Source organism: Ferriphaselus amnicola (assembly GCF_000974685.2).
In the GTDB taxonomy this organism is placed as follows: Bacteria; Pseudomonadota; Gammaproteobacteria; order Burkholderiales; family Gallionellaceae; genus Ferriphaselus; species Ferriphaselus amnicola.
Genome location: NZ_AP018738.1, coordinates 1,622,855 through 1,640,141 on the forward strand (window position 1 = coordinate 1,622,855; position 17,287 = coordinate 1,640,141).

The following is a 17,287-nucleotide window of genomic DNA, read 5'->3' on the forward strand; positions in this document are numbered from 1 at the left end:
GTGCTGGTGTCCAGCACAATACGCTTACCGAAGTTCATCAACCAAGCGCGTCACGTCAGCATCAGTTAATTCATTCGCAGCAGGATCAAGGCGCTTGTCCGAAGCGGCAAAGAGCGCTTGGAAATCGGCGAGCATTTTTTCCCGAGACTGTCGTACATTCATCAGTTCCTGCATGTCAGCAGGCGACAATAAGAATGCCACAGGGCGACCACGACGGGTAATGGTAACCGGCTCTCGCTGAGCGTTATCCAGCAATGCTCCAAACTTATTTTGGGCTTCGACAGATGTGATAGTGCGCATAATGACTCCCTCTTAACTAGCTAATATGTACATTATAGATAGCTTCAAGGAAAAAAGTTCAGCAAGTCTTTGGAATTGGATGGGAGGCAAACTCGCAGAAAGAAATACTCAGACGGCCTTACGGCAAGAGTGACTCTGCTAGTGGGTAAGATCTGAATCTGCTGTCGTCTGTAAGTGTCCATGCCGGTTCCACCAGCTTCGATCAGTGCCCGCAGTTCTTTGCAGACGGCAAGCCACCCGTTCTACGTGCCACCCAGCAAGACATGAAGCCCAGAGCGCTATGCTTTGATGGATTCGCAGTACTTCACTCAGGCAGCGGCCATAGTCCGGTCTATGTGGCGGAGCGACTCAATCGATCTATGATTGAAAAGGACTGCCAACCTGCTCAATGGCACAAATATGGCACAAGCAAATGAAAAAGGACTTAGAGATATTCTAAGTCCTTGAGTTGGTGGGCCGTGCTGGACTTGAACCAGCGACCAAAGGATTATGAGTCCTCTGCTCTAACCAACTGAGCTAACGGCCCAAACGCTTTAGCCTTCGCCGTCGAGGAAGCTCTTCAGCTTCTCGGAACGGGATGGGTGACGCAGCTTACGCAGCGCTTTGGCTTCGATCTGACGGATACGCTCGCGGGTCACGTCGAACTGCTTTCCGACCTCTTCCAACGTGTGGTCGGTATTCATTTCGATACCGAAACGCATGCGCAGTACTTTGGCTTCGCGCGGTGTCAGTGAATCGAGAATGTCCTTGGTAACGGTGCGCAGACTTTCATATACGGCAGCATCTACCGGCACGGTAGTGTTGTGATCTTCGATGAAGTCACCCAGATGAGAGTCGTCGTCGTCACCTACCGGAGTTTCCATCGAAATCGGTTCTTTAGCGATCTTGAGGATCTTGCGAATCTTGTCTTCCGGCATCTCCATCTTTTCGGCCAAAGTCGCCGCATCCGGCTCGCCACCGGTCTCTTGCAGGATCTGGCGCGAGATGCGGTTCATCTTGTTGATGGTCTCGATCATGTGCACTGGGATGCGGATGGTGCGCGCTTGGTCGGCGATGGAGCGAGTGATGGCCTGACGGATCCACCACGTGGCGTAAGTCGAGAATTTGTAACCGCGACGGTATTCGAATTTGTCTACGGCCTTCATCAGGCCAATGTTGCCTTCCTGGATGAGGTCGAGAAATTGCAGGCCACGGTTGGTGTATTTCTTGGCGATGGAGATGACCAGACGCAGATTGGCCTCAATCATGTCGCGTTTGGCACGGCGTGCTTTGGCTTCGCCGTTGGTCATCTGCTTGTTGATCTCTTTCAAATCTTTGATCGGCAGGCCAATGCGCTTTTGCAAGTCCAGCAGTTTCTGCTGGCGCTCCATGATGTCGTACTTGAAACGATCCAGCGTCGAGCTATAGGCCTTGTTCGCAGCGATTTCACTCGGGATCCATTCCAGATTATCTTCATTGCCAACAAACAGCTTGATAAAGTGCGGGCGCGGCATCTTCGACTTAGTCACGCAATAATCCTGAATGCCTCGCTCATGGCCGCGCACCTCGTCCACGAGGTTGCGCATGGTGTCGCACAGCGCATCCACTTGCTTGGCAGAGAAACGGAACTGCATCAGTTCGGTAGAAATCTGCTCTTGGAACTGATTGTATTGCTTACTACGGTAACCGTGCTTTTCGGTAGCTTTGTTGAGCTTTGCGAACAGGTCAGAAATGATGGCAAAACGCTCTAGTGCATCAACCTTGAGCTGTGCGAGATTGGCAGCGGAGACCGCCTCACCATCCTCTTCTTCCTCTTCCAGATCGTCAGCTTCATCTTCGGCCTCTTCAGGCTCTACTTCTGCGACCACTTCCTCTTCGACGTCAGTGTCGATAAAACCATCGATTACCTCGTCAATGCGCAACTCATCCTTTGTAACCTTCTCAACCAGCGCCAAAATTTCAATGATCGTGGCAGGACAGGCTGAAATGGCTTGAATCATGTGCTTCAAGCCATCTTCAATACGACGTGCAATCTCGATTTCGTCTTCGCGGGTCAGTAACTCGACCGTGCCCATCTCACGCATGTACATACGCACGGGGTCGGTGGTGCGACCGAACTCAGAATCGACGGTCGAAGACAGTGCTGCTTCAGCCTCTTCCACTGCATCTTCATCGGCCACGGGAGCCGTAGCTTCAGACATGATCAGCGCTTCGGCATCCGGTGCTTCATCGCACACGGTGATGCCCATATCATTGATCATGCTGACCACACCTTCGATCTGCTCAGCCTCGAGCATCTCTGGCAAGTGGTCATTGATCTCGGCATATGTCAGATAACCGCGCTCCTTACCCAGCGCAATTAGCGCTTTGAGGCGGGTGCGCCGCTCTTCGACATTCTGCACAGCATCCGTGCCGCCTGCGCCAGCCTGAAGCGCTTGCTGCTTGGCAAGTGCTGCTGCTTGTTTGGCGCTGACCGCCTGTTTCTTGTCTTGTTTAGCCGCCATATCCGAGTTCCGTGGTAAGAGTGCCGCGTAAAAAGCGGCGAATTATAGCAGAATTCGCCACAGCCTATCCTCGCTGCAGCAGTTGCAGATACAGTCTGCGCTCAGCGTCGGTCAAGCCCACCGGTCCGGTCTGCTGCATCCGCGCATGAAAGTCATTTAGTTGTTGCTTGCGTGCATCCTGACGCAATTTTTCCAGCACACCGTGAAACTCCGCCTCCACATCAAAACCTTCACCCCAGTTGAGGATGTCCGCTTCGGCCGAAGTCAAAGCCGCTTCATGAGGCGTGCCCTGAAAGTACTGGATCAACGCCGCCGTTCCCATCTGGAAGTCGTGCTCACCCTGACATGCCACCAGCGCCATGATTGCATCCGCACCTTCTCCATCGACTTCCCAGCTTTCAGGCAGCTCTAGCGCCAACTCCGGCTTGGAGAGCAAGCAGCGCAACAAGGCGCGCAAGCCGCCAGACGGAGCTTTTCTAGCCGCCTTCTGTTGAGCTGGACGTTTAGGTGCACCTAACGACTTGACACCATACAACGCCTCCAGCTCACTCTGAGCGATACCCGCCAGCGCCGCCACCTCCTTGCGCAACAACAAAGCCGTGGTTGGCGCAGCAATCGCTAGCAGCAAGGGCTTGGCGTGCTCCAACAAAGCACTGCGTCCTTCCTGCGTAGCCATATCCACTTGAGATGACAACTCGCGTAGTAGATAGCCCGACAGCGGCAGCGATTCATCCCCCAACAGATGCTCGAATGCTTCTTTGCCATGTTCGCGCACATAACTATCAGGATCATGTTCAGGAGGCAGGAACAGGAAACGCAACTGCTTGCCATCCTGCAAATGCGGCAGCGCGTTCTCCAGCGCTCGCCAAGCGGCGCGCCGCCCTGCCGCATCGCCATCGAAACAAAACACCACTTGATCGGTCATGCGCAACAGCTTCTGGATGTGGTACGGCGTAGTCGCCGTACCCAGTGTAGCTACCGCATACTCAACACCATGCTGAGCCAGCGCCACCACGTCCATGTAGCCTTCCACCACCAAAGCCATGCCTTCGGCGCGTATAGCTTTCTGCGCCTGAAACAAGCCATATAGCTCACGCCCCTTTTCAAACAATGGTGTCTCGGGCGAATTCAGGTATTTCGGCTCACCTTTGTCCAGCACACGCCCACCAAAACCGATGACTTGACCTCGTCCGCCAATGATGGGAAACATGATTCGATCACGGAAGCGGTCATACTTCTTGCCACCGTCCGACTCGATGATCAGGCCGACTTCAGCCAAGGACTTATTCGGGTAGTCAGGAAACACAGCCGCCAGATTTTGCCAGCCATCCGGTGCGTACCCAACGCCGAAGCGCTTGGCGATCTCACCGGACATGCCGCGTCGCTTGAGGTATTCGACCGCGCGTGGCGTTTGCTTGAGCTGGTCAATATAGTAGCGAGTGGCCGCCTGCATCACCTCGAACAGATCAGATGCCGCCTTTGGGCGTTGCGCCGTATCCGCCCGCTCCTCGCGGGGCACTTCGAGACCGATACTCTTAGCGAGATCCTCTACCGCTTCCACGAAGCCCATACCGACATGTTCCATGACAAAGCCAACCGCCGTGCCATGCGCACCACATCCAAAACAGTGATAGAACTGCTTGGTCGGACTAACCGAGAAGGAAGGGGATTTTTCGTTATGGAAGGGGCAGCAGGCGACGTAGTTTGCCCCCGCCTTTTTGAGGGGCACATAACGCTCGACCACGTCCACAATGTCCAGCCGATTCAGCAGCTCTTGAATGAAACTCTGGGGAATCATCTCAAATCAGCTCCTGGACATACGCCTGCCGATACTGACGGGCGTACATTAACGTGGTTATTTGGCGAGTTGCGCCTTAAGTAGAACCGACACCTTGCCCATGTCAGCACGACCTGCCAACTTAGGCTTGAGCACAGCCATGACCTTGCCCATATCTTGTGGGCCTGCAGCGCCAACGGCAGCGATACATTCAGCCACAACACCGGCAATCTCAGACTCACCAAGTTGCTGCGGCATATAGGCTTGCAATACCAACACTTCAGCTTGCTCGATATCGACTAGATCTTGGCGACTCGCTGCCTGGTATTGGGAAATAGAATCGCGGCGCTGCTTGAGCATCTTCTCAATAACAGCAACCACAGCGACATCATCCAGCTCAATACGCTCGTCCACTTCGCGTTGCTTAATGGCAGCAAGCAAGAGACGAATGGTTCCCAAGCGGGCCATATCCTTGGCGCGCATGGCCGACTTCATATCGTCGCTGATTTGTATTTTCATGCTCATAAATGAATCACGCCACCTTGCGGTGGCGCGTACCGTCTTAGTACAGCTTAGGCGGCAACATCTGACTACGCAGACGCTTGTAGTGGCGCTTGACAGCAGCGGCGAGCTTGCGCTTGCGCTCGGTGGTTGGCTTCTCGTAGAACTCGCGTGCGCGCAGTTCGGTCAGCAGACCAGTCTTTTCCACAGAACGCTTGAAGCGACGCATTGCGACTTCAAACGGCTCGTTTTCCTTAACACGTACTGTTGTCATGAACAAACTACCTTTGATTGGGTAAAAAATTGAGGGCGCGATTCTAACAAACCAACCCAGATTCCACAACTATATTTTTGGTCTTAACTATCAGATAGCTACGAACATTTTCGATTGGTAGCCATAAAAGCAAAAAGCCCAGAATGAACTGGGCTTTTTGTTTGTAAGGAGTCTGACGATGACCTACTTTCACATGGGCAATCCACACTATCATTGGCGCGAAGTCGTTTCACTGTCCTGTTCGGGATGGGAAGGAGTGGGACCAACTTGCTATGGTCGTCAGACATAACTGTCGGCTGACTGGTGTCTCAGTTGAGAGGCCAGTCGGCCATATTCTGGATGAAGTAAAGAGGTTTTGATTGTTGCGAGCAACACCTGTTTTGTTACTTAATGTTATAGGATCAAGCCTCACGAGCAATTAGTATCAGTTAGCTTAACGCATTACTGCGCTTCCACACCTGACCTATCAACGTCCTGGTCTCGAACGACTCTTTAGGGGCATCTAGTGCCCAGGGAAGTCTCATCTTGAGGCGAGTTTCCCGCTTAGATGCTTTCAGCGGTTATCTCTTCCGAATTTAGCTACCCGGCAATGCCATTGGCATGACAACCGGTACACCAGAGATTCGTCCACTCCGGTCCTCTCGTACTAGGAGCAGGTCCCCTCAAACTTCCAACGCCCACGGCAGATAGGGACCAAACTGTCTCACGACGTTTTAAACCCAGCTCACGTACCACTTTAAATGGCGAACAGCCATACCCTTGGGACCGGCTACAGCCCCAGGATGTGATGAGCCGACATCGAGGTGCCAAACTCCCCCGTCGATATGAACTCTTGGGAGGAATCAGCCTGTTATCCCCAGAGTACCTTTTATCCGTTGAGCGATGGCCCTTCCATACAGAACCACCGGATCACTATGACCTGCTTTCGCACCTGCTCGACTTGTCAGTCTCGCAGTTAAGCTCTCTTTTGCCATTGCACTATCAGTACGATGTCCGACCGTACCTAGAGAACCTTCGTACTCCTCCGTTACAATTTGGGAGGAGACCGCCCCAGTCAAACTGCCTACCATGCACGGTCCCCGATCCGGATTACGGACCTAGGTTAGAACCTCAAACACATCAGGGTGGTATTTCAAGGATGGCTCCATAAGGACTGGCGTCCCTACTTCAATGCCTCCCACCTATCCTACACAGATCTGTTCAAAGTCCAATGCAAAGCTACAGTAAAGGTTCATGGGGTCTTTCCGTCTAGCCGCGGGGAGATTGCATCTTCACAAACATTTCAACTTCGCTGAGTCCCGGGTGGAGACAGTGTGGCCATCGTTACGCCATTCGTGCAGGTCGGAACTTACCCGACAAGGAATTTCGCTACCTTAGGACCGTTATAGTTACGGCCGCCGTTTACTGGGGCTTCGATCAAGAGCTTGCACCCCATCACTTAACCTTCCAGCACCGGGCAGGCGTCACACTCTATACGTCCACTTTCGTGTTTGCAGAGTGCTGTGTTTTTATTAAACAGTCGCAGCCACCATTTCACTGCAACCCCATCGACCTTCGAGAGCAAGTCTCTACAATCTACCGGGGCGCACCTTATCCCGAAGTTACGGTGCTAATTTGCCGAGTTCCTTCACCCGAGTTCTCTCAAGCGCCTTAGAATTCTCATCCTACCCACCTGTGTCGGTTTGCGGTACGGTCTCAATATAACTGAAGCTTAGTGGCTTTTCTTGGAAGCTTGGTATCAGCAACTTCTGCACCTAAGTGCATCGTCATCACGCCTCAGAATTGATCTCCCGGATTTGCCTAAGAAATCTCCCTACACGCTTAAACTGCCTATTCCAACAGACAGCTTGCTTAACCTTCTCCGTCCCCACATCGCATTACATTGAGGTACAGGAATATTAACCTGTTTCCCATCGACTACGCTTTTCAGCCTCGCCTTAGGGGCCGACTCACCCTGCTCCGATGAACGTTGAACAGGAAACCTTGGGTTTTCGGCGAGGGAGCCTTTCACTCCCTTTATCGCTACTCATGTCAGCATTCGCACTTCTGATACCTCCAGCATTCTTCACAGAACACCTTCGCAGGCCTACAGAACGCTCTCCTACCATATGTACAAGTACATATCCGCGATTTCGGTGCATAGTTTGAGCCCCGTTACATCTTCCGCGCAGGACGACTCGATCAGTGAGCTATTACGCTTTCTTTAAATGATGGCTGCTTCTAAGCCAACATCCTGACTGTTTTAGCCTTCCCACTTCGTTTTCCACTTAACTATGTCTTGGGGACCTTAATCGGCGGTCTGGGTTGTTTCCCTTTCGACACCGGACGTTAGCACCCGATGTCTGTCTCCCACGCTCGCACTTCTCGGTATTCGGAGTTTGCAATGGTTTGGTAATCAGCAATAGACCCCTAGCCATAACAGTGCTCTACCCCCGAGAGTGATACGTGAGGCACTACCTAAATAGTTTTCGGAGAGAACCAGCTATTTCCAAGTTTGTTTAGCCTTTCACCCCTATCCACAGCTCATCCCCTAACTTTTCAACGTTAGTGGGTTCGGACCTCCAGTTGGTTTTACCCAACCTTCATCCTGGCCATGGATAGATCACTTGGTTTCGGGTCTACACCCAGCAACTATCGCCCTTATCAGACTCGGTTTCCCTACGCCTCCCCTATTCGGTTAAGCTCGCTACTGAATGTAAGTCGCTGACCCATTATACAAAAGGTACGCAGTCACGGAACAAGTCCGCTCCCACTGTTTGTATGCATACGATTTCAGGATCTATTTCACTCCCCTTCCGGGGTTCTTTTCGCCTTTCCCTCACGGTACTGGTTCACTATCGGTCGATTACGAGTATTTAGCCTTGGAGGATGGTCCCCCCATGTTCAGACAGGATTTCTCGTGTCCCGCCCTACTTGTTCCAACCCTATTTCCACCACTGAATTTTCAAATACGGGGCTATCACCCACTATGGCCAGCTTTTCCAAGCTGTTCTCTTAATTGAATGGCTAAAGGTTGCAGGCTGCTCCGCGTTCGCTCGCCACTACTTACGGAATCTCGGTTGATTTCTTTTCCTTCAGCTACTTAGATGTTTCAGTTCGCTGAGTTCGCTTTACCTGACCTATGTATTCAGTCAGGAATGACCCAAAGGGCCGGGTTTCCCCATTCAGATATCTACGGATCAAAGCTTTATTGCCAGCTCCCCGTAGCTTTTCGCAGGCTTACACGTCTTTCATCGCCTGTAATCGCCAAGGCATCCATCATATGCACTTATTCGCTTGACCCTATAACGTTAAGCCCTCCGAAGAGGTCAACATTACAAGTGTTGTTTGTCTCGCGTTTGTGACCGCATCGATACGACTAGCATCAATACGGCTTGATACAATCAAAACCCATTTAGTTTTTCCACTCACATGCGCACGGTTTCCCGCACCCACGTCAGTGAGAATCACTTTCTTTACTTCTTCCAGATTTTTAAAGAACTACTTGCGCCATTAAGACTCAAGACATAAATCATCATCTCGATAATCATTTATGTCTTGTGACTCGTACCAGGTAATGGTGGAGGTTGACGGGATCGAACCGACGACCCCCTGCTTGCAAAGCAGGTGCTCTCCCAGCTGAGCTAAACCCCCTCTTTACTTGGTGGGTCTAGTTGGACTCGAACCAACGACCCCCGCGTTATCAACACGGTGCTCTAACCAGCTGAGCTACAGACCCAAACGCAGCCGTTAGCAACAACTCATTCGCTGTCAGTTAAAGCATTCACTGTTTTAACTAACGGCTAACGACTCATAACTAACAACTTCTTAAACAACCGATGAGTGTAGGCACTCGGATCAAGATACTCTAGAAAGGAGGTGATCCAGCCGCACCTTCCGATACGGCTACCTTGTTACGACTTCACCCCAGTCATGAAACCCAGCGTGGTAAGCGCCCTCCTTACGGTTAGGCTACCTACTTCTGCCAGATTCCACTCCCATGGTGTGACGGGCGGTGTGTACAAGACCCGGGAACGTATTCACCGCGACATGCTGATCCGCGATTACTAGCGATTCCGACTTCATGGAGTCGAGTTGCAGACTCCAATCCGGACTACGATCGGCTTTCTGGGATTGGCTCCACCTCGCGGCTTGGCAACCCTCTGTACCGACCATTGTATTACGTGTGAAGCCCTACCCATAAGGGCCATGAGGACTTGACGTCATCCCCACCTTCCTCCGGTTTATCACCGGCAGTCTCATTAAAGTGCCCAACTAAATGATGGCAATTAATGACAAGGGTTGCGCTCGTTGCGGGACTTAACCCAACATCTCACGACACGAGCTGACGACAGCCATGCAGCACCTGTGTCCAAGTTCTCTTTCGAGCACAATCCCATCTCTGGAATCTTCTTGGCATGTCAAGGGTAGGTAAGGTTTTTCGCGTTGCATCGAATTAATCCACATAATCCACCGCTTGTGCGGGTCCCCGTCAATTCCTTTGAGTTTTAACCTTGCGGCCGTACTCCCCAGGCGGTCAACTTCACGCGTTAGCTGCGGTACTAAGGAAGTCTCCTCCCCCAACACCTAGTTGACATCGTTTAGGGCGTGGACTACCAGGGTATCTAATCCTGTTTGCTCCCCACGCTTTCGTGCATGAGCGTCAGTATTGACCCAGGGGGCTGCCTTCGCCATCGGTATTCCTCCACATCTCTACGCATTTCACTGCTACACGTGGAATTCTACCCCCCTCTGCCATACTCTAGTCTTGCAGTCACAAACGCCGTTCCCAGGTTAAGCCCGGGGCTTTCACGTCTGTCTTACAAAACCGCCTGCGCACGCTTTACGCCCAGTAATTCCGATTAACGCTCGCACCCTACGTATTACCGCGGCTGCTGGCACGTAGTTAGCCGGTGCTTCTTCTGATGGTACCGTCATCAGTCACAGGTATTATCCGTAACCTTTTCTTTCCACCTGAAAGAGCTTTACAACCCGAAGGCCTTCTTCACTCACGCGGCATGGCTGGATCAGGCTTTCGCCCATTGTCCAAAATTCCCCACTGCTGCCTCCCGTAGGAGTCTGGGCCGTGTCTCAGTCCCAGTGTGGCAGATCATCCTCTCAGACCTGCTACGGATCGTCGCCTTGGTGAGCCTTTACCTCACCAACTAGCTAATCCGATATCGGCCGCTCCGACAACGCAAGGCCATTACTGGTCCCCTGCTTTCCCCCTCAGGGCATATGCGGTATTAGCGTAACTTTCGCTACGTTATCCCCCATTGCCGGGTACGTTCCGATATATTACTCACCCGTTCGCCACTAACTCTGGAGCAAGCTCCAAAATCCGTTCGACTTGCATGTGTAAAGCATGCCGCCAGCGTTCAATCTGAGCCAGGATCAAACTCTTCAGTTCAATCCTACTTTTGATCAGCTTTCGCCAATCGGTCTCACTCAAAATAAATCGACTTGCGTCTTTTCATATATAAGCGAGGTACTTCAGTTTTTTTATAGTATGTGCCAATAGCCTAAACTATCAACACCACTCAACCCAAGCACCTACACTCATCAGTTGTTTCTTCTATCTTTTAAGGAACTTTCCTGCTCCGCTTTCGCTTCGCATCCACTGCCTCAGCAGCGAAGAGGTGCGCATTATAGGGACTCAAAACTTCTTGTCAACTCTATTTTTCCGAATCATCTCAAAATTAACAAATGCTCGTCGATACTACATGTCACATATATCGCTGAAGCCTTTGATGCACCGCCAAAAGGCTTAAATCACTCCCACTCTATGGTGGCAGGCGGCTTACCGGAGATGTCATAAACCACGCGATTGATTCCGCGCACTTCGTTAATGATGCGATTGGAAACCTTGCCTAGCAACTCATAGGGCAGATGCGCCCAGTGTGCGGTCATAAAATCACTGGTCACCACCGCTCGCAGCGACACCACCCACTCGTAGGTGCGACCATCGCCCATCACACCAACACTCTTGACTGGCAGAAACACGGTAAAGGCCTGCGAAGTCAGCTCGTACCAAGTCTTGCCGCTGACATCACGGGTATTGCGTAGCTCTTCGATAAAGATGGCATCGGCACGGCGCAGCAGCTCGGCATATTCCCTCTTCACCTCACCCAAGATGCGCACGCCTAAGCCGGGGCCGGGGAAGGGATGGCGATAAACCATGTCGGACGGTAGGCCGAGCGCCACGCCGAGTTCGCGGACTTCGTCCTTGAACAGCTCGCGCAGCGGCTCCAGTAGCTTGAGGTGCATGGTATCCGGCAGGCCGCCGACGTTGTGGTGCGACTTGATGGTGTGCGCCTTCTTGGTCTTAGCCCCTGCGGACTCGATCACGTCCGGGTAGATAGTGCCCTGCGCCAGCCATTTGGCACTCTTCAACTTAGCCGATTCACGCTGAAACACTTCGACGAATTCGCGCCCGATGATCTTGCGCTTCTGCTCGGGATCGGAGACGCCAGTCAGATGCTTCAAGAACTCGTCGCCAGCATCCACATGCACGATCTTCATGCGCATATTCTGGCCGAACGTCTCCATCACCTGCGCACCTTCGTTCAAGCGCAACAAGCCGTTGTCCACGAACACGCAGATGAGCTGATCGCCGATGGCGCGATGGATCAGCGCCGCCGCCACCGAGGAATCCACCCCGCCGGAAAGCCCGAGGATAACCTCCTCATCACCCACTTGCGCGCGGATTTTTTCCACCGCCTCAGTGATGTAGTCCGGCATATTCCAATCCTTGCCGCAGCCGCAGATATCATGCACGAAACGCGCGATGATGGCGCGGCCCTGATGGGTGTGAGTGACTTCGGGGTGAAACTGCACGGCGTAGAAACGGCGCATTTCGTCCGCCATCGCGGCGAACGGCGTAGCCTCATTGGACGCGATGGCGCTAAATCCAGCTGGCAGCGCCGTGACCTTGTCGCCGTGGCTCATCCACACGTCAAGCAAGCCATGGCCTGCCGCGTTGGTCTTGTCCTGAATGCCGTCGAACAGTTTGGAATGGCCGTGGGCGCGGATCTCGGCATAACCGAACTCGCGTACCTTGCCCGACTCGACCGCCCCGCCCAGTTGCGCAGCCATGGTCTGCATCCCGTAACAGATGCCGAACACCGGCACGCCCAGATCGAACACCACTTGCGGCGCTTTCGGTGTCTCGTCCTCATACACCGAGTTAGGCCCGCCGGACAAAATGATGCCCGCCGGCGCGAACGCGCGGATGTCGGCCTCGCTCATGTCCCATGCATGCAACTCGCAATAGACATTAGCCTCACGCACGCGACGCGCGATGAGCTGAGTGAACTGGGAACCAAAGTCGAGGATGAGGATTTTCTTGTGCATGGTTAAAGCCTAGGAAGGGTGAAGGGAGAAGGGAACGCGCCTGCGGCGCTCAAGAGGAAAAGCGTCGGATTTACCCTTCCCTCCTCCCCATCTCCCTCTCCGCAGTTTTTAATCAACGTGGTAGTTCGGCGCTTCCTTGGTGATCTGCACATCATGCACGTGCGACTCGCGTATACCGGCAGCGGTGATCTGGACGAATTCTGCATTGGCATGCATGGTAGCGATATCAGCGCAGCCGAGGTAACCCATACTCGCACGCAGGCCACCGAGCAGCTGATGGATCACGGCGAGCACGCTGCCCTTGTAAGGCACGCGACCTTCCACGCCTTCCGGCACCAGCTTATCGTTGTTGCCTTCGTTGTCTTGGAAGTATCTATCCTTGGAGCCTTGCTGCATCGCACCCAAGCTACCCATGCCACGATAGCTCTTGTAAGAGCGACCTTGGAACAGCTCGATCTCGCCCGGCGCCTCTTCGGTACCGGCGAACAGTCCGCCCAACATCACCGTATTTGCACCTGCGGCAATAGCCTTGGAGATGTCGCCAGAAAAACGAATACCGCCATCTGCAACTAGCGGTACGCCGCTGCCTTGCAGCGCTTCCGCCACGTTATTGATCGCAGATATCTGCGGCACGCCCACGCCAGCCACGATACGGGTAGTACAAATAGAGCCGGGGCCGATACCGACCTTAACGCCGTCCGCGCCATGATCGACCAGCGCACGCGCAGCTGCAGCCGTGGCGATGTTGCCGCCGATCACTTCGATCTGCGGGAAGTTTTTCTTCACCCACTGCACACGCGACAGCACGCCTTGCGAATGGCCGTGCGCGGTGTCCACCACGATCACGTCCACGCCAGCCTCGGCCAGCAGCTCGACGCGCTCTTCGGTACCTTCACCCACGCCCACCGCAGCACCGGCGCGCAAGCGACCTTGACTATCCTTACAGGCCAGCGGATGTTCGGTGGACTTCAGGATATCTTTCACCGTCATCAGGCCGCGCAGCTCGAAGGTATCGTTCACTACCAGCACGCGCTCAATGCGATGACGGTGCATCAGCACCCGCGCCTCATCCAGTGTCGAATTTTCACGCACGGTGATGAGCCGTTCCTTCGGCGTCATGATGTTTCCGATAGGCTGATCGAGATTGGTCTCGAAACGCAGATCGCGATTAGTCACGATGCCGACCACCTGATTACCATCGACCACCGGCAAGCCGGAGATGCGATGCTGGCGAGTGATGCCCAACACGTCGCGAACGGTCATGTTGGGCGCGATAGTGATTGGATCTTTCACCACACCACTCTCGAAACGCTTGACGCGCGCCACTTCGGCAGCTTGCAGTTGCGACGACATATTCTTGTGGATGATGCCGATGCCGCCTTCCTGCGCCAGCGCAATGGCCAGACGGGATTCGGTCACAGTATCCATCGCGGCGGACAGCACGGGAATGTTCAGGGTGATGTTGCGGGTCAACTGAGTGCGCAGCGTGACATCGCGCGGCAACACATTTGAATAGGCCGGAACTAGGAGAACGTCGTCAAAGGTCAGCGCCTTTTGGGTGATACGCATAGCTTACTTTCTCGGCAAAGCGCGCATTATACGCAAGAGAGGCCGGATGGTAAACGTCGCAATCATTGCAAGCGAACTCTAGGATCGACCAATGTGTATGAAATATCGGTCAAAATCAGGCCGACGATGTACAGCACCGAACCGAGAAACACCATCGCACGCACGATACTGAAATCCTGCATATTGATGGCATCGATGGTGTAACTACCGAGTCCGGGGACACCGAAGAACGATTCCGTCAACAGACTGCCCATAAACAGCAGCGGGATGACCACCACCACGCCGGTAAGAATGGGAATCATCGCATTCTTGAGGACGTGGCGGAACAGCACTTTGATCTCAGACAAACCTTTGGCGCGGGCGGTACGCACGTAGTCCTTGTTGATCTCTTCAAGAAATATAGTTCGATACCAGCGCGCGTTGCCGCCAATGCCGCCGATCACGCCGATGATGACCGGCAGCACCAAAAACTTGAAGCCATCCAGCCCCGGTGCATAGCCCGAGATCGGTACCCAGTGCCACAGCTTGCTCACCAAGAACTGCCCGCCGATGATGTAGAACAAGCTGGAAATGGACATAAATACCACACACATCGCCACACCTACCACATCAAGCACCGTGCCCCGGAACAAAGTCATCAGTAGCGCAAAGGTGATGTAAAGCGCCAGCCCCACGAAGAAATTGGGCAAGGCGATGGCCAAACTCGGCCACATGCGCGTACCGATCTCGCGGCTGATACTGCGCCCGTCGTCGGAATAGCCGAAATCGAAGGCGAACATGCGAACGGATTTTTGGACGAAGATAGTTTCAGTGAATTGATCTGCGCCCGCCGCCTTGGCATTGAACAGCAGCGGTTTATCATATCCATGCTGCACCTTCCACTTCTCAATCGCCTCCGGCGTGACGCGCTTAATGCCGAGCTGCATCCGCGCCATATCGTCCGGCGTGTTGACCACAAAGAACAGCGCAAAGGTGAGCAGATTCACTCCGATCAGAATCGGCAAGGCGTAAAGCAGACGGCGGATGAGGTAAGCGAGCATGCGCGTATTTTACGGTGAAACTGCACTCTGCTCTTGAAATCTGACACCCCGCCCTCAATTAGCGCCCGTCCTTTTGTTTCAATAACGGAGATCAAGCATGACCAACACAAGCACCACCAGCCGCGAAACGCTAGGCTTTCAGACCGAAGTCAAGCAACTGCTGCAACTGATGATCCATTCGCTGTATTCCAACCGCGAGATTTTCCTGCGCGAACTGGTTTCCAACGCTTCCGACGCCTGTGACAAGCTGCGTTTCGAGGGGCTGCACAATGCGGCGCTGTTCGAGAACGATTCTGATCTGGCCATTCGCATCAGCTTCAACAAAGAAGCTCGCACGCTGACCATCGCCGACAACGGCATCGGCATGAGCCGCGACGAAGTCATCAACAACTTGGGTACCATTGCCAAGTCCGGCACGCGCGAGTTCTTCTCACGCCTGTCTGGTGACCAGCAGAAGGATGCCAGCCTGATCGGCCAGTTCGGCGTGGGCTTCTATTCCGCCTTCATTGTCGCCGACAAAGTGTCGGTACTAACCCGTCGCGCTGGCGAGAACACCGACCAAGGCGTGCGTTGGGAGTCCGATGGCGGTGGCGAGTTCTCCATCGAGATGGTGGACAAGACCACGCGCGGCACCGAGATCACGCTGCATCTGCGCGAAGGTCAGGACGACCTGCTGGAAGGCTTCCGCCTACGCGGCATCATCCGCAAATATTCCAACCACATCGTCCAGCCCATCGTAATGAAAAAGGAAGAGTGGAAGGACGGCAGCAACGTCATCAGCGACGAAGACGAGACAGTGAATCAGGCCTCGGCGCTGTGGGCGCGCAGCAAGAACGAAATCACCGAGGACGAGTACAAGGAATTCTACAAGCACGTCGGCCATGATTACGATGCCCCGCTGGCTTGGACACACGCCCGCGTCGAAGGCCGTCAGGAATACACACAGTTGCTGTACATCCCAGCACGCGCGCCGTTCGATCTATACGACCGCAGCTCGCGACACGGCGTAAAGCTGTACGTGCGCCGCGTGTTCATCATGGACGATGCCGAGCAACTGATGCCGCAATACCTGCGCTTTGTGCGCGGGGTGGTCGATTCCAACGACCTGCCGCTCAACGTCTCGCGCGAAATCTTGCAAGAATCCAAGGATATCGATGCTATCCGCGCTGGTTGCTCGAAGAAAGTGCTGGGCTTGCTGGAAGACTTGGCGACGAATGAGCCGGAGAAGTACGCCAAGTTCTGGGGCGAATTCGGGCGCGTGCTGAAGGAAGGCGTAGGCGAAGACTTTGCCAACAAGGACAAGATCGCCGGATTGCTGCGCTTCGCCTCGACACAGGCCGATACCACCGACGAGATCGTGTCGCTGAAGGATTACCTCAGCCGCATGAAGGAAGGCCAAGAGAAGATCTACTACGTCACCGCCGAAACATTCAATGCCGCCAAGAACAGCCCGCATCTGGAAGTGTTCCGCAAAAAGGGCATCGAAGTGCTATTGCTCACCGAACGCGTGGACGAATGGGTAGTCGGCAGCTTGACCGAATTCGACGGCAAGCAATTGGTCTCGGTCGCCAAGGGCGGGCTGGACTTAGGCAAGCTGGAAGATGAAGCTGAGAAGCAAGAGCAGGAAAAGGAAGCAGGCGATCTGAAGGAGTTGACAGACAAAATCGCAGGCAGCCTGACGGACCGAGTCAAGGAAGTGCGCGTCACCCATCGCCTGACCGACTCGCCTGCTTGCCTAGTGGCCGACGAACACGATATCGGCGGCAACCTCGCCCGCATCTTGAAAGCCGCCGGTCAAAAAGCGCCGACCTCGCAACCGATTCTGGAGATCAACCCGCGCCATCCGGTGGTACAACGCCTGAAGGATGAAACCGTGAAATTCGACGACTGGGCGGCAGTGTTGTTCGACCAAGCCTTGCTCGCCGAAGGCGGTCAACTCGACGACCCCGCTGGCTTCGTCAAGCGGGTGAATCAGTTGATGCTGGAAATGGGACGCTAGTTTCTGGCTGAC

Annotated in this window: 9 protein-coding genes, 3 tRNA genes and 3 rRNA genes; 1 reads left to right on the forward strand and 14 read right to left on the reverse strand. The window is 53.9% G+C overall.

Annotated features, from left to right (window positions below):
• Positions 1–24: 24 nt before the first annotated feature.
• The 14 genes from OYT1_RS08165 to OYT1_RS08230 all read right to left on the reverse strand — a co-directional run bounded on the left by OYT1_RS08165 (position 25) and on the right by OYT1_RS08230 (position 15,276).
• Positions 25–300 (reverse strand): type II toxin-antitoxin system Phd/YefM family antitoxin, encoded by a 276-nt coding sequence (locus tag OYT1_RS08165; RefSeq protein ID WP_062627769.1) that lies wholly within the window; start codon positions 298–300, stop codon positions 25–27.
• Positions 301–749: 449 nt separating this feature from the next.
• Positions 750–826: transfer RNA gene (locus OYT1_RS08170), tRNA-Ile, on the reverse strand.
• A gap of 7 nt (positions 827–833) precedes the next feature.
• Positions 834–2,783, reverse strand: coding sequence for an RNA polymerase sigma factor RpoD (rpoD, locus tag OYT1_RS08175; protein WP_062627768.1), 1,950 nt, complete (start codon positions 2,781–2,783; stop codon positions 834–836).
• A 64-nt stretch (positions 2,784–2,847) separates the two neighbouring features.
• Positions 2,848–4,581 carry a DNA primase gene (gene dnaG, locus OYT1_RS08180; RefSeq protein ID WP_062627767.1) on the reverse strand — a complete coding sequence of 578 codons (1,734 nt, stop codon included), beginning with the start codon at positions 4,579–4,581 and terminating at the stop codon, positions 2,848–2,850.
• Between the two features lie 57 nt (positions 4,582–4,638).
• The gene (locus OYT1_RS08185; protein ID WP_062627766.1) at positions 4,639–5,085 is read right to left on the reverse strand and encodes a GatB/YqeY domain-containing protein; all 447 of its coding nucleotides are present in this window, start codon (positions 5,083–5,085) and stop codon (positions 4,639–4,641) included.
• Between the two features lie 37 nt (positions 5,086–5,122).
• A complete protein-coding gene (gene rpsU / locus OYT1_RS08190) occupies positions 5,123–5,335 on the reverse strand; it encodes a 30S ribosomal protein S21 (RefSeq protein ID WP_035384625.1) in 213 nt (70 codons plus the stop codon).
• 170 nt (positions 5,336–5,505) lie between these two features.
• Positions 5,506–5,619, reverse strand: a 5S ribosomal RNA gene (gene rrf / locus OYT1_RS08195).
• Between the two features lie 113 nt (positions 5,620–5,732).
• Positions 5,733–8,617 (reverse strand): 23S ribosomal RNA (locus OYT1_RS08200).
• Positions 8,618–8,892: 275 nt separating this feature from the next.
• Positions 8,893–8,968: transfer RNA gene (locus tag OYT1_RS08205), tRNA-Ala, on the reverse strand.
• Positions 8,969–8,976: 8 nt separating this feature from the next.
• A tRNA-Ile gene (locus OYT1_RS08210) sits at positions 8,977–9,053 on the reverse strand.
• Between the two features lie 133 nt (positions 9,054–9,186).
• Positions 9,187–10,724, reverse strand: a 16S ribosomal RNA gene (locus OYT1_RS08215).
• Together the 16S, 23S and 5S rRNA genes with 2 tRNA genes alongside form the textbook arrangement of a ribosomal RNA operon.
• A 362-nt stretch (positions 10,725–11,086) precedes the next feature.
• A complete protein-coding gene (guaA, locus tag OYT1_RS08220) occupies positions 11,087–12,667 on the reverse strand; it encodes a glutamine-hydrolyzing GMP synthase (protein ID WP_062625901.1) in 1,581 nt (526 codons plus the stop codon).
• A 108-nt stretch (positions 12,668–12,775) separates the two neighbouring features.
• Positions 12,776–14,236: an IMP dehydrogenase gene (guaB, locus tag OYT1_RS08225; RefSeq protein ID WP_062625902.1), complete on the reverse strand. Its 1,461-nt coding sequence runs from the start codon at positions 14,234–14,236 to the stop codon at positions 12,776–12,778.
• A 62-nt stretch (positions 14,237–14,298) separates the two neighbouring features.
• Positions 14,299–15,276, reverse strand: coding sequence for an ABC transporter permease (locus OYT1_RS08230; RefSeq protein ID WP_062625903.1), 978 nt, complete (start codon positions 15,274–15,276; stop codon positions 14,299–14,301).
• 97 nt (positions 15,277–15,373) lie between these two features.
• Here OYT1_RS08230 and htpG point away from each other — a divergent pair, with 97 nt between their 5' ends.
• Positions 15,374–17,275, forward strand: coding sequence for a molecular chaperone HtpG (gene htpG, locus OYT1_RS08235; protein WP_062625904.1), 1,902 nt, complete (start codon positions 15,374–15,376; stop codon positions 17,273–17,275).
• Positions 17,276–17,287 lie beyond the last annotated feature (12 nt).